This is a genomic window from Pseudomonas tensinigenes, assembly GCF_014268445.2.
GTDB lineage: Bacteria > Pseudomonadota > Gammaproteobacteria > Pseudomonadales > Pseudomonadaceae > Aquipseudomonas > Aquipseudomonas tensinigenes.
In genome coordinates this window covers 2,964,380-2,984,015 of record NZ_CP077089.1, presented here as the reverse complement: position 1 = coordinate 2,984,015, position 19,636 = coordinate 2,964,380, and the positions used below count along the sequence as shown (strand labels likewise).

The following is a 19,636-nucleotide window of genomic DNA, read 5'->3' as shown; positions in this document are numbered from 1 at the left end:
ATGAACGCCCCCCTGCCGTCCGAACCGGGCATCCGCGTCAGCCTCGCCGAGCTGATCGAGATGCGTCACCGCGTGCGTGAAGTGCAGCTGTTTTCCACGCCGAGTCAGCGCAGCCCGCTGATCGGCCTGCATCACTCGAAATTCCGGGGCCGTGGCGTCGATTTCGATCAGGTGCGGGTCTATCAGGCCGGCGACGACGTGCGCACCATCGACTGGCGCGTCACCGCACGCACGCAAGAGCCGCACACCAAGCTGTTTCATGAGGAGCGCGAGCGGCCGATTTTCATCATGGTCGAGCAAAGCACGCGGCTGTTTTTCGGTTCCGGGCTGATGTTCAAATCGGTGCTGGCGGCGCAAGTAGCGGCGCTGATTGGCTGGGCCGCGCTTGGTCACAATGACCGGGTCGGCGGGCTGGTGTTCGGCGACAACGAGCACTACGAAATCAAGCCACGGCGCAGCAAACAGAGCCTGCTGCAATTGCTCAATCGTCTGGTCAAGGTCAATCAGTCGCTGCACAGCGAGCGTGAGCCGGATCGCGATGCGTTCGGCGTGGCCCTGCGCCGTGCCCGCGAAGTGCTGCGCCCGGGCAGTCTGGTGATTGTCATCTGCGACGAGCGTGCGTTGTCCGACAGCGCCGAACAACAGCTCAGCCTCTTATCGCGTCATTGCGACTTATTGATGTTGCCGATTTCCGATCCGCTGGATCACGCCCTCCCCGCTGCCGGCCTGCTCAGGTTCGCCGAACGTGGCGCGCAGCTTGAACTCGACACCCTCAACTTCGACCTGCGCCAGACCTATCGCGCCCAGGCCGAAGCGCGCATCGCTCGCTGGGAATTGCTCGCGCAAAAGCTGCGGGTATTGCTGATGCCGCTGAGCACGCAAAGTGAAATGGTCGAGCAGATGCGCGAATTCCTTAATCCGCAGCGTCCGGGGAAAGGTCGATGAACGGCCTCGAACAACTGCAACCGCTGATCTCGCCGCCACCGATTGCTTTTTGGCCGCCGGCACCGGGTTGGTGGCTGCTGCTTCTATTGTTGCCGCTGCTGGGTTTTGCCGTGTGGCGCCTGCGCCGTTTCATTCCGATGAAAAAACGCCCGATCGTCCGTGCCGAACAGCCGCTCGACCCGGTGCGCATCGCCGCCCTCGCCGAACTCGCACAAATGCCCAAACCCTACGACGGCGCCCCGGCCGGTGCCTGGCTGCAGCAACTCAACGGCCTGCTCAAACGCCTGTGCCGCAACCACTACCCTTACAGCCAGAGCCACACCCTCAACGGGCGTAAATGGTTGGCCTTTCTCGATAACCGCTGCCCGGCGGCGGGCCTGACCCGTTGGATGGTGTTGGTCGAAGGCGCGTACAAACCGGAATGCAAACTCGACGACAAAGCCATCGCCGGCCTGACCCAAGCGGTCGACACGTGGATTCGCAAACATGTTTGAGTTCGCCTGGCCGTGGATCTTTGTGCTGGTGCCGCTGCCGTGGCTGATGCGCCTGGTGCTGCCGGTCGCCGACAGCGGCGAACCAGCGTTGAAAGTCAGCTTTCTCGCCGATCTGGAAGGCCTCGCCCGCCGTCGCGCTCGCGCCAACCTGCCCGCGTGGCGTCAACAGGCGCCGTTCATGCTCTTGTGGCTGTTGCTGCTGACCGCCGCCGCGCGCCCGCAATGGCTCGGCGAACCACTACCGATTGCTGCCAGTGGGCGTGATCTGCTGGTCGCGGTGGACGTGTCCGGCTCGATGGACTTTCCGGATATGCAGTGGCAGGACGAAGAGGTCAGTCGCCTGACGCTGGTGCAGCATCTGCTCGGTGATTTCCTCGAAAGTCGCGATGGCGACCGTGTCGGCCTGATCCTCTTCGGCAGCCAAGCGTATCTGCAAGCGCCGCTGACCTTTGATCGCCATACCGTGCGCGTCTGGCTCGACGAAGCGCGGATCGGCATTGCCGGCAAGAACACTGCGATCGGCGACGCCATCGGTCTGGCGCTGAAACGCCTGCGCATGCGTCCGGCGCAGAGCCGCGTGCTTATTCTGGTCACTGACGGCGCCAACAATGGCGGCGAAATCGATCCGCTGACGGCGGCAAAACTGGCGGCCAGCGAAGGCGTGAAAATCTATCCGATCGGCATCGGCGCCAATCCTGAAGACAGCGGCTCAACCGGCCTGCTGGGCGTCAATCCGAGCCTGGACCTCGACGAACCGGCGCTCAAAGCCATCGCCGAAGTCACCGGCGGCCAGTATTTCCGTGCCCACGACGGCAAAGAACTGCAAGCCATCAAAGACACACTCGACCAGCTCGAACCGGTGACTCAACAACCGACCCAGGCCCGCCCGGCACAAGCCTTGTATCACTGGCCTTTGGCGCTGGCGTTATGGTTGAGCCTATTGCTGGTCGCCCGTGAATTGTGGCCGGACAACCCGCTGCAACGCCTGTTCACCAAGGAACTGTATCTGCAAAGTCCGTTGCCTGACTGGCGCGAGCGTCTCAAGCGCCTGCGTCTGCGGAGGCGCCGATGATTGCGCTCTGGCCGCACTGGTTCCGTCCGTGGTGGTTGCTGTTGCTGCCGCTGCTGGGCTGGCTGATCTGGCAACTCTGGCACCGACAGAAACGCGCCGGACGCTGGCAGATGATTCTGCCGCCGGCGTTTCATGCCACCCTGCTCAGCGGCGGCAATGGTCGCGACAGCAAACTGCCATGGATCGCCCTCGGCGTGGCATGGCTGCTGACGGTTCTGGCGCTGCTCGGGCCGAGTTGGGAGCGCGTCGAACAGACCAGCCAGAAACCCGCCGATCCGCTGGTGGTGGTGCTGGAACTGACCCCGGAAATGCTCGCCACCGACTCGCCGCCGACGCGACTGGAACAAGCACGACGCAAGCTGTTCGATCTGTTGCAGGCGCGCAGCGATGCGCAGACCGCCATCGTTGTCTACGCCGGCAGCGCGCACACGCTGGTGCCGCTGTCAGATGACCTGGCGACCAGCCGCAATCTGCTCGACGCGCTCAAACCGTCGTTGATGCCGGAAAGCGGCCATCGTGCCGATCTGGCCGTGAGCAAAGCGCTGGCCCTGCTGAAACAGGGCGCGCTCGGTCAGGGGCGGATTCTGTTAATCGGCTCGTCGCTCGATGAAGTAGAACGCCAAGGCATTCGCCGCGCACTCAGCGGACAATCGGCGCAGTTGCTGATGCTCGGCGTCGGCACCGCCGAAGGTGCGCCAATCGCCCAAGAGGACGGCAGCTTCCTCAAGGACGAACAAGGCGCGATTCGCGTGCCGCAACTCGACAGTCCGGGCCTGAGCGCATTCCTCAACAGCGTCGGCGGCGAATACCACCCTGCCCGCCTCGACGAAGCGGATCTTGCCGCGCTCGGCCTGCTCAACGGTCCACGCAGCCTGCGTGACGACGGCCAGACCGTGCGCCTCGATACCTGGGCCGATCAGGGTTACTGGCTGCTGTTGCCGCTGTTGTTGCTCGCCGCCTGTGCCGGACGTCGCGGCTGGTTGTTCTGCCTGCCGTTGCTGTTTTGCTTGCCACAGCCCAGCTACGCTTTTGACTTTGAGGATTTGTGGCTGCGCCCCGATCAACAGGGCCTGCACCTGCTCAAACAGAAGCGCCCGGCTGAAGCCGCGCAGCATTTTGACGATCACCAATGGCAAGGGGTGGCGTTGTACGAAGCCGGCGACTACAGTGGCGCCGCTCAGCGTTTCGCCGAAGGCAGCGACGCCCGCGCCCACTACAATCGTGGCAACGCGCTGGCGAAAAGCGGTGAGCTGGAAGCGGCGATCGACGCCTATGAACAGGCACTGGAACAGCAACCGGATTTACGTCCGGCGCAGACCAACAAGACGCTGGTGGAAAATCTGCTCAAGCAGAAAAACGCCCCTCCGCCCGCCGAGCCGGACACCAAGCCAAGCGAGCAGCAAAGTCTGCCGGGCGACGAACCAGCGCCCGCGACCACGCCGCCGCCGGCGGTAAAAAGTGAAACCCAGAGCGACGCGCAACCGAGCGAATCGGCCAGCGAACCGCCACCGACCACGCCGCCGCAGCCGGGGCCCAATGAAGTGCCGGGCAGCGACGAGGAAGAACAAACGGACACCGTGCCAACGTTGCGCCCGAGTGAAGACAACCTCGAAGGCGAGCAACGTCAGGCACTGGAACAATGGCTGGGCAAGATCCCGGACGACCCGGGCGAACTGCTGCGACGCAAATTCTGGTACGAACAGCAACAACATCAGGATCAGGAAAACACTCGATGACCCGCTTCACCGCTCTCTTGCTGCCCCTGCTGCTCTGCACGGCCACCGCCCAGGCGGCCGAGCTGACCGCCAGTGTGGATCGCAGTCGCCTGAACTCCGGCGAGACGGTCGAGCTCACCCTCGAAACCAGCGACGTCACCCAGTTCGGCAAACCCGATCTGACCGCGCTGGAAGCGTTGTTCGAAGTGCGCGGCACACGCCAGGTCAACCAGCTCAACACCCTCAATGGCGACAACCGCGCGACCACGCGCTGGATCATTACCCTGCGGCCTAAAGAAAACGGCAGCGTGGTGATCCCGCCACTGCAACTGGGCGACGCGCAGAGCCAGCCGATCACCGTGCAAGTGGTCGAAAGCGACACCCGCGAGAACAAGAACAGCCTTGATCCGGTGTTCATCGAGGCTAGCCTCGATCAGTCCAGCGTCTATGTGCAGGCGCAGGCGATCCTGACGTTGCGCATCTACCATTCGGTGTCGCTGTACGACGACAGCAGCCTGACGCCGCTGCAAATCGTCGATGCACGCATCGAGCAACTGGGCGACACGCGCACCTACGAAAAAGACCTCAACGGTGTGCGCCATGGCGTGATCGAAATGCGCTATGCGATCTACCCGCAACACAGCGGTTTGCTGACCATTGCGCCACAGACCTTTAGCGCCACACTGGTCGACACGCAGCCGTCTCAGGACGCCAATGCACAGGGGCCGAAGCCGGGCAAACTGATGCGCGTCAGTTCTGCGGAAATCCCCCTGACCGTCAAACCCAAACCCCTGACTTATCCGGTCGACGCGCCATGGCTGCCCGCGCGCAGCCTGAGCCTCAGCGAAAGCTGGAACCCGGAGCCGGAACACACTCAGGTCGGCGATTCGATGACGCGCAGCCTGACCCTGAAAGTAGAAGGCCTCGCCAGCTCGCAACTGCCAGCGCTGCCCGCCACCGACGTCAACGGTCTGCGCCGCTACCCCGACCAACCGGTGCTGAGCAACCAGAGCACCGACCGCGGCATTGTCGGCAGCCGCGAAGAACGCGAAGCGCTGGTGCCGAGCCGCAGCGGCGCCATCGATTTGCCGACGGTGGACGTGGTCTGGTGGAACACCTTCGAAGACCATCTGGAACACAGCAGCCTGCCCGCGCGTACCCTGCAAGTGGCCAACAACCCGAGCCTGCAAGTCGACACCCCGGCCGGCAATCTGCAAGTGAGCGTCGCCGATAACGATGTGTTGTGGTGGTGGAAACTCAGCACCCTGATCCTCGCCTGCACCACCCTCCTCGGCTTCGGCCTGTGGTGGCGCGCACGCTGGCAACCGGCGGTGCATCGCGCCGCCCAAACCGGCCCGAGCCCGCGCACTTTGATGGATGACATCAAGCGAGCGAGTCAAGCCAATGACCCGCAAGCGACGCGGCAGGCACTGGACGCGTGGGCGCGTCAGCAGCCGGAAACGCTGGCCGATATGGCGGCGCGGTTTGTGCCGTTGTCGGATGCCCTCGACGGCCTCAACGGCGCGCTCTACAGCGAAACCGGCCAGCATTGGCAGGGTGAGGATTTGTGGCGAGCGATCCGCACCATTCCGGCGGCGGAACGGGTGCAGGATCCGGTGGGTGATAGTGGGTTGCCGCCCTTGTACCCTAAGTAATCTCTGTAGGATTTTGGATTTTAGGGCGTATGCCTCTTCCTGATTGATCGCATCCTACGCAAAATTTAGAAACGTCTGACTGCTGTAGATTTTGGATACATTCACAGTTCCCTGTCTCAAACAGACACGGGATATGCAAATGTCCAAGATCCATCCCGCCAACCTCGCCGCTGCCGCGGCGTCCAAAACCCCCATCGGTTCTCCCGGCGCGTGCCCGTTGCGGCAAACCCACGTGCAACTGTTGCCTTTGGCCTATGGCCTGGTGGAACGACCGCACGACCCGGCCGCCGAATTGACGCTGCCGTATGCCCTGACCGCGCGGCCAATGGGCATTCGCCGGTTGCGCGACGGCTGGCTGTACATCATCGACAGCCTCGGTGGCGAGTTGTACGAATATCGCGTACTCGACGGCATCGTCACCGCGTTGCTGCACCAAGGTAAAACCGTCACTGAAGATCAGCGTGCAGCGATCGAAGAGCGCCCGGCGTTGATCTTTTCGCGCAAGAGCACGCTGTATGTGACGTTTGCCGAGGTGCAACTGAGCGCTGCCAAGTGCCGGCAGGTACTGGATAGCACGGAGGAGCGCGAGCACTTCATGCAGGCAGTCGATCTGGGGCCGGTCAATTGCCTGGTTGGCGGCGAGCACTTGTTGATCGTCGAGCAGACCCGGAAATGGCTGGCGGAAGTGGCGACGGGGGCTGAACCGATTGCCGAAACCGATGCGACGCGAATGCCGGCGGTGCAGGTCAGCGATGCGCCGGAGCACGAGCGCGAGCCTTATTTGTGGGAGCAGCCACGGCGCTTTCGCGAGGCGCACATCGGTGAATTTCTCGGTCGGGTGCGCGGGCCTTATCAGGACGACACGCTGTTTCTGCTGGTCAATGATGACCTGGGCGTGATGCGTGATCTGGCCGAGTATCAGGACACCGTGGTCGGCTGGGTCGAAGAGTGGAGCAACAGCGGCAACAACGAGCGCGATTATCTGCTGGCCAGTTACATCGAGTCCCTGAGCCAGCTCGGCAGCGCAGATTTCGACAGTCTGGCCAAGGCCAGTGACGATCCGCGGGCCAAGGCTTTTTATGCCGAACTGGAGCAACTGCCCGAGCCGGATCGGGAGAATACCCGCAAGGCGTTGCTTGAGTATTTGAACAAGGGCGGCAGGGTTGAGTCCGCTTCTGCGGAGGCAACGCCAGAGCTTTCGCAACTTCGCGAAAAGGCCCTCGACGATTCGCTGGCGCTGAACCGGTTTGACGGCGTCGCCCCGGATTTCACCGCGCATGGTCGCGTCACCGCCGAGGCGGATCGACGTTTTTATACGCGTGAGTATTTTGCTGAAGTCGCCCCGGTCGATTTCGTCGAGCGGCACCTGAGCACGCTGGTCGACCTCGGCAAGGATCAGGACCGACGCATGCGCGACGTGCTCGACGGCCCGTTCCTCAGCGGTAAACGCGGGGTCAACGACCTGATTGACCGTCCGGCGATGGACGAAGTCCTCAACCGTCACCGCGATAACCTCGGCCGTTGGAACCGCCTGCTCGAACGCATCACCGTCGATCGTACGCAACTGTTGATCGCCGGACGCTTCCATCGTTCGGCCTGGTACTACGACGCGCAAGTGGCGGTGCAGATCGGCCAGGCCCTCAGCACCGAATACGCCTGCCTCAAGGACCTGTGCCGCAGCGACACGGCCAGCGAACAAATGCTCGGTTATCTCGAACAGCACCCGGAACTGACCCGAACCCTGTTCTACACCTTGCCGCTGCGCCTGCAATTGGAGCAGAGCGGGCAATACTCAACGCTGTTCAACGCCCTCATGGCCACGTTCAACAACCTGCCGGACTGGCTGGCGAAGCTGCGCAAAATCGAGCATCCGCAGCTGCCGGCCCTCGACGATCTGCCCGAGCACTCCCGCACCGTCGCGGCAGCCGTGCAGGACACCTACAGCCCGGCACTGAACCTGGGCCTGAACCGCGTACTGGAAGGCTTCGACCTGTCGGGCGAGAAAATCCCCGATCTGGATGAACTGTTCCAGCGCCTGCCCAAAGCACTGCGCCTGCGCCTCTTCGACGCGGCAAAAACCAGCGGCGTGACCTTCACCGTCGCCAGCCCCGCGGAACAGGCCGCGCTGCAAACCGCAATCAAGGAAGTGCTGAGAGAACGCGAATACCTGAAGACCCTCAACCGCGAACGCAACCAGCTCACCCACAACAAGAATCGTCAGGGCCACAAAACGGCGAGAGCGGTGGAGTTGCAGGAAGAAATCGTGCGGGTGCGAGCGCAATTGACGCAGATCGAAGGGCGACTGGCAGCGGCGTTGAGCCCGATTGAGGAACTGCCGGATCGCTCGGCGCGGCTGTACGGCGCAACGCCTGCAAGAGCAGGGGTGACGGTGGTGTTTCCGCCGGCGCAGCAGGGGGAGTTGAGGAGTTTGTTGGGGAATATTCGGTTGGGCGTGAGTGGGGTGTCGGCGGGGAGTTTGGTGAAGACAGAGGGGATGGGGTTGGTGGTGGTTTTGGTGCAGGTGGTGAATTTGGTGGGGGCCGTGCGAGAAGCTTTTAGCCAGACACGGGATCGACGTAAGTTGACGGAGTTGGTCGCACCAGTTGTGGTCACGAGCGCTGCAGGATTCACTGCTGCGCAAAGCCTCGCAGATACTGCTATGAAAGCTCGTAGCACCGCACTGGCCGCAGGGCTTCATAGCCATGCTATTCAAAACGTTTATGTACAAATGGGGAAAATGCATGTGGGATTGGGCCTCTTCACATATTTCTCAGGCTTGCTTTCTTCAATGAGCAGTCTTCTCACCCATCAAAAAAACTGGGAACAGGCGACACGAAGCGGAAATCGTCCGGCACAAGGAGCTGCTGCCCTAGCCGAATTAGGGACTAGTGGAATGCTGACGGTAAATGCATATGGGGTCGGTAATACTGCCCATGCGACAGTAAAGGTATTAACCGCATCCAAAGCGATGCGAACGGTCGCTTGGGCAGCAGCAGGCACACGATTGTCAACTGTATTCTTTCGCTTCAATCTGGCCGGAGCGCTTTTTACTGTGCTTGAATTGAGTGGCTCATGGCTTTACAGCCGCTATAACATCAGTGCTCATGATAAATGGCTGAAGCTCACGCCTTGGAGTCGGGATGCCGATATGCGTGGTGACCATACACTGGAGGACTACCAAAGTTATCTGGCCTTTTTGATTCACGCGCCTTACGCCCAACTTGGGCCAAATCCATACGATTCTTGGCTGAAAAACCTGCTGTTTAAAGCCAAGCCCAGCGACATACATCTTGTACTACCAAGATTGACGCTGAATGATCTGTTACCTCCCTTCGGCGGTAACCCGACGCATCGTTTAGGTATCGGCGCGCACCGCATTTCTATTCCGTTGCACAGCCGAGGAACTCCGCGAGAACAGCGGGATAATATTGGCGACGAAATTGTCAGTAGCCTGCGCATAGTCAAGTCCACTACTGAGGGGCTGGTGCTCTGTCTTCAATACCCGGTAACCCCTGATTCTGAATTCATTCCGGCAAAGGAAACGCTGGAACTGGCGGTTTGCATCCAGGCATTGAATGAAAAAGGTGAATGGGCATCGCGCACTCGTGTCATTCATTTGAATCCTCGCGGAGACGGACATTTTGCGGTAGTTGATCCGCAACTGGTAAAGGACAAACCTCCAGTTTTGCTGGTCGAAACTCAGTTTCTTGAGCGAGCGGATCATGCCGAATGAACGTGATATCTCAACAGGAAGGCCGCTGCTTGAACAGCAAGCAAAAGCCGGAGAAGTGGAACCGTTTCCAAGTGGAAGTATCACTTATCTTGCGCCACTTCCATTGCCAACACTGATTCCACCTTACGGCCCTCATATTGGTGATTTAAATGACCGATATCTGGATTTCGGCTTTGGATCACCGCAGGTTTTCGCATGGCAAGTCATATTGGGAGGGCCGTTAAGTGGTGCCGTTATGACCGCGTTTCTTTTTCCCGCGATTATCGGCTGCATTGGATTAATGTTTGGATATGACTTCACCTATACATGGGAACTTGTTGTTGATTTTTTCTATGTCATCTATCCATATGGCAATTTCGCAGCTTTTCTGAGTCTGACCATCGGCCTTGCCGTCTGGCACCACAACCACGAAAAACGCGCCCATATCATCCCAACCCGCTTCAACCGCCAACGCCGCGAAGTCTGCTTCATGCCCAAAGACACCACCGAACCCGTCTTCGTCCCCTGGGAATCACTCAGCGCCTGGATCATCGAAGCCCAAGGCGCGACCCAATACGGCATCCACCGCCAATACGGCATGGGCATCGGTTTCTACCAAGGCGAAACCCTCACCAGCCTCGAGTTCCAATGCGCCGGCCTGCCGCTCGCGATCAGCCACTGGGAGGCCATTCGCGGTTACATGGAATACGAAGTCAACGACCTCAAATCCATCCAGGACCTGCAAGACCTCCAAGGCCCGGACGATCCCCCCCACGAAGGCCTGCACACCTTTCGCAACGCCCGCGCGCGCATGCACCAGCAGATCCGCGAAGGCACACGAACAAGGCTGTCGGGCTTTTTCTGGTACCTCTACCACGTCATGACGTTGTGGACGATTCCCAACCACCTCGTCGAATGGGAAGTGCGCCGTCTCGAAAGAATCGGCAAACAGGCACTGCCCGACGCCATGCGCGAATGGTCAGAACCGCTGCCGCAAGACCAATGGGCCAAACCCAGTGAAGAGCTGCTGCGGCTGAGTGAACAGGTGCGACAAATGCAAAAGCGTCAGCCACATCGACCGATCACCGAGATCTTTGCTGAGGTAGAGCGCACGCATCCAACCGGCAAGCGTCATGCATGAGCTGTTTTTCAAATGTCACTCAGCAAGTCTTCATGTGCAAACAGCACAGCCAGGCGCTCAGCACCGAATACGCCTGCCTAAAAGACCTGTGCCGCAACGACGAAGCAAGCGAAAAAATGCTCAGCTATCTGGAGGAGCACCCGGAACTGACCCGAACCCTGTTCTACACCTTGCCGCTGCGCCTGCAATTGGAGCAGAGCGGGCAATACTCAACGCTGTTCAACGCCCTCATGGCCACGTTCAACAACCTGCCGGACTGGCTGGCGAAGCTGCGCAAAATCGAGCATCCGCAGCTGCCGGCCCTCGACGATCTGCCCGAGCACTCCCGCACCGTCGCGGCCGCCGTGCAGGACACCTACAGCCCCGCACTGAACCTGGGCCTGAACCGCGTACTGGAAGGCTTCGACCTGTCGGGCGAAAAAATCCCCGAGCTGGATGAACTGTTCCAGCGCCTGCCCAAAGCACTGCGCCTGCGACTTTTCGACGCGGCAAAAACCAGCGGCGTGACCTTCACCGTCGCCAGCCCCGCCGAACAATCCGCGCTGCAAGGCGCGATCAAGGAAATGCTGCGCGAACGCGAATACCTGAAAACCCTCAACCGCGAACGCAACCAGATCACCCACAACAAGAATCGCCAGGGCCATAAAACGGCGCGGGCGGTGGAGTTGCAGGAAGAGATTGTGCGGGTACGAGCGCAATTGACGCAGATCGAAGGGCGACTGGCAGCGGCGTTGAGCCCGATTGAGGAACTGCCGGATCGCTCGGCACGGCTGTACGGCGCAACGCCTGCAAGAGCAGGGGTGACGGTGGTGTTTCCGCCGGCACAGCAGGGGGAGTTGAGGAGTTTGTTGGGGAATATTCGGATGGGAGTGAGTGGGGTGTCGGCGGGGAGTTTGGTGAAGACAGAGGGGATGGGGTTGGTGGTGGTTTTGGTGCAGGTGGTGAATTTGGTGGGTGCGTACCGGGAGGTGCGCAGACAGGCTGCAAATAAAAGAGTATGGGAGCCTTTCGTGAATGCAGTCGTTGCAACGGGGGCGGCAGGGTTTAGCGCCGCACAAAGTCTTGCAGATACAGCATTGAAAGCTCGCAGTGCTTCTCTTGTGGCAAGCCTACAGCTCCATGCCTTACAGAACGTGCATGTGCAGATGGGAAAATTGCATATCGGACTGGGAGCACACACCTATCTTTTCGGTTTTTTCTCCTCGATGGTTAGCTTCAGTGCTCAAAGCGAAAAGTGGCAGCAAGCAACTCGAAGCGGGAATAGTGCCGCATATCAAAGTGCAACTCTTGCAACGTTAGGAGCTGGGGGCATGGTAATGGTAAACAGCTACGGTATAACTCATACCATTCACGCCTCTCTTACCGTTTTAACTGCTCCTAACAAAATGGCGCGAGCCGCCGCTTGGGCTGCTGCCGGTACACGACTGTCGACTGTATTTTTCCGTTTCAATTTGGCTGGAGCACTTTTCACTGTGCTTGAACTTAGCGGCTCATGGCTGTACAGCCGCTACAACATCAGTGCGCATGACAAATGGTTGAAAATTACACCGTGGAGCCGGGCTGCCGAAATGCGTGGTGACCATTCACTGGAGGACTATCAAAACTATCTGGCCTTTCTGATTCATGCGCCTTACGCGCAACTTGGCCCAAACCCGCACGACTCCTGGCTGAGAAACCTTCTGTTCAAAGCTAAGCCCAGCGATATCCATCTAGTACTGCCAAGACTGACACTGGCTGATCTGTTGCCTCCCTTCGGTGGTAAACCGACGCACCGTCTAGGTATCGGCGCACATCGAATTTCCATTCCTCTGCACAGTCGAGGAATTCAACGGGAGCAGCGTGATGCCATCAGCGATGAGATCGTGAGTAGCCTGCGAATCGTCAAGTCCACCTCAGAGGGACTGGTGCTCTGTCTTCAGTACCCCGTAGACCCCGACTCTGAATACATCCCTGCGAGAGAAACGCTGGAGCTGGCAGTTTGCATACAGACGTTGAATGAAAAAGGTGAGTGCACATCACGAACTCGCGTGATTCATCTGGACCCTCGCGGGGATGGCCACTTTGCGGTAATCGCTCATGAGTTGGTAAAGGAAAAACCCCCGGTTCTGCTCGTTGAAATGCAGTTTCTGGAGCAAGCCGATCATGCTGAATAATCACGATAAGGCAATAGGCACGACGCGGCTTGAACAACCAAGAAAGGCTGGAGATATCGAACCGTTATCAAGTGGAACAATTACTTATCTCGCGCCCCTGCCGTTACCAACTCCAATGCTACCCTATGGGCCACATATCGGAGAGCTGAACGATGTTTACATGGACTTTGGCTTGGGGTTACCGCAAATCTTTTCATGGCAAGTGATTTTTGGCGGGCCGTTGAATGTTCTCTTCATAATTGTAATTTTTATTCCCATATTTGGAGGTTTTCTGGGAGTTCTGTATGGGGATGACTGGAGCGACATTAAAGCCGCAATAGTGGGCATCTTTCTGGTTTCATATCGAGAAGCACTCTTAACATTCATGGCCGGGCTGTTTATAGGTCTTGCCGTCTGGCACCACAACCACAAAAAACGCGCCACCCTCATCCCAACCCGCTTCAACCGCCAACGCCGCGAAGTCTGCTTCATGCCCGAAGGCGCCACCGAGCCCGTCTTCGTCCCCTGGGAATCCCTCTCCGCCTGGATCATCGAAGCCCAAGGCGCGACCCAATACGGCATCCACCGTCAATACGGCATGGGCATCGGTTTCTACCAAGGCGAAACCCTCACCAGCCTCGAATTCCAATGCGCCGGCCTGCCACTCGCCATCAGCCACTGGGAGGCCATCCGCGGCTACATGGAATACGAAGTCAACGACCTCAGATCCATTCAGGACCTGCAAGACCTCCAAGGCCCCGACGACCCACCTCACGAAGGCCTGCACACTTTTCGCAATGCCCGAGCGCGCATGCATAAGCACATCCGCGAGGGCTCCCGCACACGTGTTTCGGGGTTCTTTTGGTACCTGTACCACGTCATGACCCTGTGGACGATCCCCAACCACCTCGTCGAATGGGAAGTGCGCCGCCTCGAAAGAATCGGCAAACAGGCACTGCCCGACGTCATGCGCCAGTGGTCAGAACCGCTGCCGGAAGATCAGTGGGCCAAACCGAGCGAGGAATTGCTACGGCTGAGCGAACAGGTACGGCAAATGCAAAAACGTCAGCCGCACCGCCCGATCACGGAAATATTCGCCGAGGTGGGCGTGACTGGTCACGCGACAAAGCAAGGGGCGTGATTTGCCAGTAAACTCCCCTTCTTTTCGCCGCCATATTCGTCCTTGCGGCCCTTTGATCAAAATGCGGAGTCCACCTTGCGTCTGTTCCACACCTCCGACTGGCACCTTGGGCAAAACCTGCACGGCCAGGAGCGCGATTTCGAGCACGCCTGTTTTCTCGAATGGCTGCTGCGCCAACTGCAACTGGCGCAGCCGGATGTGCTGCTGATTGCCGGGGACATCTTCGACACCGTCAATCCTCCAGTCAAAGCCCAGGAACGCCTCTACGATTTCATCGTCAGCGCTCACGAGCAGCAACCGTTGCTGACCATTGTGATGATCGCCGGCAACCACGATTCCGGCTCGCGGATCGAACTGCCCGCGCCGCTGATGCGCCGTTTGCGCACCCATGCGCTGGGGCGGGTGTTGTGGCTGGATGACGGGCAACTGGATGCCGAACGCCTGCTGCTGCCGTTGCCGGATAAAACCGGCGAAGTCGCCGCGTGGTGCCTGGCGCTGCCGTTCCTGCGCCCGGCGGAGGTGACTGGCGCGCATCTGGGCGACAACTATTTGCGTGGCATCGGTCAGGTGCATGAGTGGCTGATCGAAGCGGCCAACGCCAAGCGCAAACCCGGTCAGGCATTGATTGCCATCAGCCACGCGCACATGGCCGGCGGTTCCGTTTCAGAGGACTCCGAACGCAGCCTGATCATCGGCAACGCCGAAGCGCTGCCCGCCAGCCTGTTCGGGCCGAGCATCAGCTACGTCGCCCTCGGCCACCTGCACAAACCGCAGAAGGTCAACGGTGAAGAGCGCATTCGCTATAGCGGGTCGCCGATTCCGTTGTCGTTTTCGGAGATTGGCTATCAGCACCAGATTCTCGACGTCATCCTCGACGGCGAAACGCTGGTCAGCGTCGAGCCGAAACTGATCCCGCGCTCGGTCAACCTGCAACGCATCGGCCCGGCACCGCTGGCGGAAATCTTGCTGCAACTGGCGGATCTGCCGAACATCGATCTGCTCGCCGAAACCCAGCGGCAGCCGTGGCTGGAAGTGCGCGTAACCCTCGACGAGCCGCAGCCGGATCTGCGCCATCAAGTGGAAAGTGCTCTGCAAGGCAAAGCCGTGCGCCTGGTGCGTATCGCCGCTGAATACGCTGGCAACCGTGGCGCTAACGGCGAGGAAGATGGCACCGCGCTGATCGAACTCGACCAACTCACCCCGCAAGAACTGTTCAGCCGCGCCTGGTTCGACAACTACGGCAACGAAGTCGACGAACAGACGCTGAAGGACTTCGCCGAACTGCTGCAAGACGTACAACTGGAGGGCGAGCAGCCATGAAGATTCTCGCCATTCGTTTGAAGAACCTTGCCTCGCTGGCCGGCCCGTTCGAGATCGATTTCACCGCTGAACCATTGGCCAGCGCCGGTTTGTTCGCGATCACCGGCCCGACCGGTGCCGGTAAAAGCACCCTGCTCGACGCATTGTGTCTGGCGCTGTTCGGTGCGGTGCCGCGCCTGAACAACACCGGGCGTGACGCCAAAGTCCCCGATGCCGACGGCGAAATTGCCACCGGCGACCCGCGCACTCTGCTGCGGCGCGGCACCGGCGAAGGCTATGCCGAAGTGGATTTTGTCGGTGTCGATGGCCGACGTTACCGGGCGCGCTGGGAAGCCAACCGCGCCCGCGAGAAGGCCGGCGGAAAGTTGCAGGCCAGCCGGCAGAGCCTGCGCGACATCGATCAGGATCAACTGCTCGCCAGCCAGAAAGGCGAATACAAAACGCAACTGGAAGCTGCACTCGGCCTGAACTTCGAACAGTTCACCCGCGCCGTGCTGCTGGCACAGAGCGAGTTCAGCGCATTCCTCAAGGCTGACGACAACGATCGCAGCGAGCTGCTGGAAAAACTCACCGACACCGCGCTGTACACCCGCCTCGGCCGCCGCGCCTTCGACAAGACCAAAGAAGCTCGCGAAGCGCACAAGCTGTTGCAGGATCAAGCGACTGGCGTCACCCCGCTGGCGCCCGAAGCCCGGGCCGAACTGGACGAGCGCTTCAACGCTGCGCAACAACAAATGAAGTTGCAGCAGGCGCAGCTCAAACAGCTTGAGCAACAGCACGGCTGGCTCAAGGATTTGCGTGTATTGCAGGACGCGCAGCAAGCTGCATCCGAGCAACTGCAAAGTGCACAGCAGCAATCGGAAAGTCTGGCCGGCGAGCGGGTGAAACTGACGCGACTGGAGCAGCTCGGCCCGCAGCGGCATCAGTTCGCGCGCAAAACCGAACTCGATGCCCTGCTGACGCCGTTGGCCGCGCAAATCGCCGCGTACACACAGCAACATGCCGAACTGACTGAGCGGCAGACGCAACTGGAACAGAATCTCGAAGCGGCGAAAGTCGCCCTGAGTGACGCGCAGCACCGGCAAAGCGAGAACGCACCACTGTTGCGTCAGGCCTTTGAAGAGCAAAGCACCCTCGCCCGCTTGGCCAAGGATGTCGCGCAAAGTGCCGAAGCCAAGCTCAATGCGCAGCAGGCTTGCACCGAGGGCCAAAACGCCATTCAAGCATTGCTGGAAAAACAGACCCAGGTCGGCGAGCGCTTGCAACACATCGCCGCCGAACTTGAGCAAAGTGCTCATCTGGCGCCGCTGAGTGACGCGTGGAATGCCTACCGTGATCGCCTGCAACAGTTGATGCTGATCGGCAACCGCTTGAACAAGGGCCAAGCCGAACTGGCGAGTCTCGAAGAAAATGCCACGCGCAGCGCCGCAGCACTGACCACGCAAAAGCAGCAACTGGAAGTACTGTTCAAAGAGGCCGGCGCCGAACCGGATGCGGTCGCCGAGCAGATCGGCCTCCTCGGCACGCTGCTGCAGGACAATCGCAAACAACTGCGCGCCTTCGAAGACCTGTCGCGCCTGTGGGCCACGCAACAGGATCTCGACAAGCGCAGCGCCGAATTGCAGCAGCGTCAACTCAACGCCCAGCAGGAGCGCGAGCGCCTGACCCAGGACGGCGTAAAAACCAAATCCGACCTGACCGTTGCCGAGCAAACCCTCAACGTCACCCGCGAACTGCTTGAGCGCCAGCGGCTGGCGCGCAGTGCCAGTGTCGAAGAGTTGCGCGCGCAGTTGCAGGACGACCAACCATGCCCGGTCTGCGGCAGCAACGAGCACCCGTATCATCAGCCTGAAGCGCTGCTGCAAAGCCTTGGTCGCCACGATGAAAGCGAGCAGGCCAATGCCCAGAAAGTCGTCGATCAGCTCAAGGAAAAACTCACTGAGCTGCGCGCCGAAGTCGTTGGCGTCATTGCTCAGCAGAAAGAACTGCTGCAACAGCAGGAACAACTGGCCAGCCAGCAACAAGCGTTGGCGCCAAGCCTCGACGTGCATCCGCTGTCCGCGCAGTTGTTCAATCAGGATGCCGACAAGCGTGATGCCTGGCTGTCCCGGCAAAACGAGCAACTGAACCAGAGCATCACTCAGGACGAACAACGCCAGAGCGCCCTGCTCACCCTGCAACAGGATGCCGCGCGTCTGACTCAGCAATTGCGTCAGGCCGAAACTGCGCATCAACAAGCGGCGCAGCACCTGAGCAATCAGCAGCGCGAGCTGAGCAGCGACCGTCAGCGCCTCGACGAAGAACTCAACGCGTTCGGCAATCTGCTGCCGGCCGATACCCTTGAAGCCTTGCGCCAGGAACCGGCGGCGACCTTCATGCAGCTAGACCGACAGATCGCCGAGCGCCTGGCGCAAGTCGATCAGCAGAAGGAAGAACAGGCCGAACAGCAACAGCGCCAACAGACGCTGGAAAAAGAACAGGATCGTCAGCAGACCCGCGCACAGCAATTGCTCAGTGCCGAACAGCAATTCACGGCGCTGACCGAGCAACAGCACACCTGCCAGCAAAAACTGGCGCAACTGCTCGGCGAGCACAGCAGCGCCGAACACTGGCAGCAGCAGCTTGAGCAAGCGGTTGAGCAGGCGCGCAATGCCGAAACCGGCACCGCGCAGGAACTGCAGAACGTGCGCACGCAACTCGTGCAGATTGCCGCCGAACTCAAGGCGCAGCAGGAACGTTTGCAGGCGCTGCAAAGCGAAGACCAGGATCTGGCCAGCAAGATTGCCGACTGGCGCGCTCGCCATCCTGAACTGGATGACGGCGGCCTCGAAGACCTGTTGCGGATCGACGACGCGCAAGTCGCCGAACTGCGTCAGCGCTTGCAGCACAACGAGAAAGCCATCGAACAGGCCAAGGTGTTGTTGCAGGAACGTGACCAACGTCTGATTGATCATCAGGCGCAACACAACGGCAACCTTGATGCCGAACAACTGGCCAGCGCCCTCACCGACCTGCAGAACCAGTTCACGGTCAGCGAGCAGCAATGCGCCGAACTGCGTGCCGAACAGGCCGAAGATCAGCGCCGACAGAACGCCAATCAGGCGCTGGCGCAACAGATCGCCTCGGCCTACGCCGAGTATCAACGCTGGGCGCGCCTGAGTGCCTTGATCGGCTCGGCCACCGGCGACACCTTCCGCAAGATCGCCCAGGCCTACAACCTCGATTTGCTGGTGCATCACGCCAACGTGCAACTGCGCCAACTGGTCAAACGCTATCGCCTGAAACGCGGCGGTAGCATGCTCGGTTTGCTGGTGATGGACACGGAAATGGGCGATGAGCTGCGCTCGGTGCATTCGTTGTCTGGCGGCGAGACATTCCTGGTGTCGCTGGCGCTGGCGTTGGGCCTGGCGTCGATGGCGTCGAGTACGCTGAAGATTGAATCGCTGTTTATCGATGAAGGCTTTGGCAGCCTCGATCCGGAATCGCTGCAACTGGCCATGGATGCGCTCGATGGTTTGCAGGCGCAGGGGCGCAAGGTCGCGGTGATTTCCCATGTGCAGGAAATGCACGAGCGAATTCCGGTGCAGATTCAGGTGCAGCGTCAGGGCAATGGCTTGAGCACGCTGGAGGTGAAATGAACACGCTGTATTCCTTCCGCCGTTGCCCGTACGCGATGCGGGCGCGGATGGCGCTGCGTTACTCGGGTGTACCGGTGGACATCGTTGAGATCAGCCTCAAGGCGAAACCGGCGGCGATGCTGGCGATCTCGCCCAAGGGCACGGTGCCGGTGCTGAATGCCGGTGGGCGGGTGATTGATGAGAGCCTGGATATCATGCGCTGGGCGTTGGCGCAGAATGATCCGGATGATTGGTTGCTGGCAGGCGATTCGCGGATTGCCGAACTGATCGAAGCAAATGATCAAGGGTTCAAAGTGCATTTGAATCGCTACAAGTACGCCGAACGTTACCCGGAGCAACCGATGGAAGTTTATCGGGCAGAGGGGGCGTTGTTCTTGCAGAGTCTGGATGAACTGCTGACCGATCGCGATTACTTACTGACCGACCACACGAGCCTGGCGGATGTGGCATTGCTGCCCTTCGTTCGGCAGTTTGCCCATGTTGATCGCGAGTGGTTTGCGCAAACACCTTATGTTCGCTTACAGGCCTGGCTGCAGCGTTTCCTCGAATCCGAGCTATTCACCTCGATCATGAAGAAGTAATCCTTACCTTCCTGTGTTGATCGTTCCCACGCTCTGCGTGGGAATGCCTCAAGGGACGCTCTGCGTTCCAATCGGACGCGGAGCGTCCGG

Annotated in this window: 12 protein-coding genes; all 12 read left to right on the top strand. The window is 60.0% G+C overall.

The features are described 5' to 3' along the window. The 12 genes from HU718_RS13200 to HU718_RS13145 all read left to right on the top strand — a co-directional run bounded on the left by HU718_RS13200 (position 1) and on the right by HU718_RS13145 (position 19,546). Positions 1 to 945: a DUF58 domain-containing protein gene (locus HU718_RS13200; protein WP_150652195.1), complete on the top strand. Its 945-nt coding sequence runs from the start codon at positions 1 to 3 to the stop codon at positions 943 to 945. After that, positions 942 to 1,439 carry a DUF4381 domain-containing protein gene (locus tag HU718_RS13195; RefSeq protein ID WP_095050116.1) on the top strand — a complete coding sequence of 166 codons (498 nt, stop codon included), beginning with the start codon at positions 942 to 944 and terminating at the stop codon, positions 1,437 to 1,439. The genes HU718_RS13200 and HU718_RS13195 overlap by 4 nt, the downstream gene beginning before the upstream one ends. After that, positions 1,432 to 2,511: a vWA domain-containing protein gene (locus HU718_RS13190; RefSeq protein ID WP_007950106.1), complete on the top strand. Its 1,080-nt coding sequence runs from the start codon at positions 1,432 to 1,434 to the stop codon at positions 2,509 to 2,511. The genes HU718_RS13195 and HU718_RS13190 overlap by 8 nt, the downstream gene beginning before the upstream one ends. Further along, the gene (locus tag HU718_RS13185) at positions 2,508 to 4,247 is read left to right on the top strand and encodes a tetratricopeptide repeat protein (RefSeq protein WP_186616061.1); all 1,740 of its coding nucleotides are present in this window, start codon (positions 2,508 to 2,510) and stop codon (positions 4,245 to 4,247) included. Before HU718_RS13190 ends, HU718_RS13185 begins: the two co-directional genes overlap by 4 nt. Continuing rightward, on the top strand, positions 4,244 to 5,881 hold the full coding sequence (locus HU718_RS13180; RefSeq protein WP_186616062.1) for a BatD family protein: 1,638 nt from the start codon (positions 4,244 to 4,246) through the stop codon (positions 5,879 to 5,881). The genes HU718_RS13185 and HU718_RS13180 overlap by 4 nt, the downstream gene beginning before the upstream one ends. A 133-nt stretch (positions 5,882 to 6,014) precedes the next feature. Then, positions 6,015 to 9,614, top strand: coding sequence for a toxin VasX (locus tag HU718_RS13175; protein WP_367617188.1), 3,600 nt, complete (start codon positions 6,015 to 6,017; stop codon positions 9,612 to 9,614). Beyond that, entirely contained in the window at positions 9,604 to 10,734 is a 1,131-nt protein-coding gene (locus HU718_RS13170) for a hypothetical protein (protein ID WP_189683953.1), read from the top strand. Before HU718_RS13175 ends, HU718_RS13170 begins: the two co-directional genes overlap by 11 nt. 32 nt (positions 10,735 to 10,766) lie before the next feature. Further along, complete coding sequence (locus tag HU718_RS13165) at positions 10,767 to 12,887, top strand: hypothetical protein (RefSeq protein ID WP_186614474.1); 2,121 nt, start codon at positions 10,767 to 10,769, stop codon at positions 12,885 to 12,887. Continuing rightward, positions 12,877 to 14,007, top strand: coding sequence for a hypothetical protein (locus HU718_RS13160; protein WP_225936855.1), 1,131 nt, complete (start codon positions 12,877 to 12,879; stop codon positions 14,005 to 14,007). Before HU718_RS13165 ends, HU718_RS13160 begins: the two co-directional genes overlap by 11 nt. Before the next feature lie 75 nt (positions 14,008 to 14,082). Next, a complete protein-coding gene (locus tag HU718_RS13155; protein ID WP_175554553.1) occupies positions 14,083 to 15,327 on the top strand; it encodes an exonuclease SbcCD subunit D C-terminal domain-containing protein in 1,245 nt (414 codons plus the stop codon). Beyond that, positions 15,324 to 18,965: an AAA family ATPase gene (locus tag HU718_RS13150; protein WP_186614472.1), complete on the top strand. Its 3,642-nt coding sequence runs from the start codon at positions 15,324 to 15,326 to the stop codon at positions 18,963 to 18,965. Before HU718_RS13155 ends, HU718_RS13150 begins: the two co-directional genes overlap by 4 nt. Further along, positions 18,962 to 19,546, top strand: a complete 585-nt coding sequence (locus HU718_RS13145) for a glutathione S-transferase (RefSeq protein WP_186614470.1) — start codon at positions 18,962 to 18,964, stop codon at positions 19,544 to 19,546. Before HU718_RS13150 ends, HU718_RS13145 begins: the two co-directional genes overlap by 4 nt. The last annotated feature ends 90 nt before the right edge of the window (positions 19,547 to 19,636 follow it).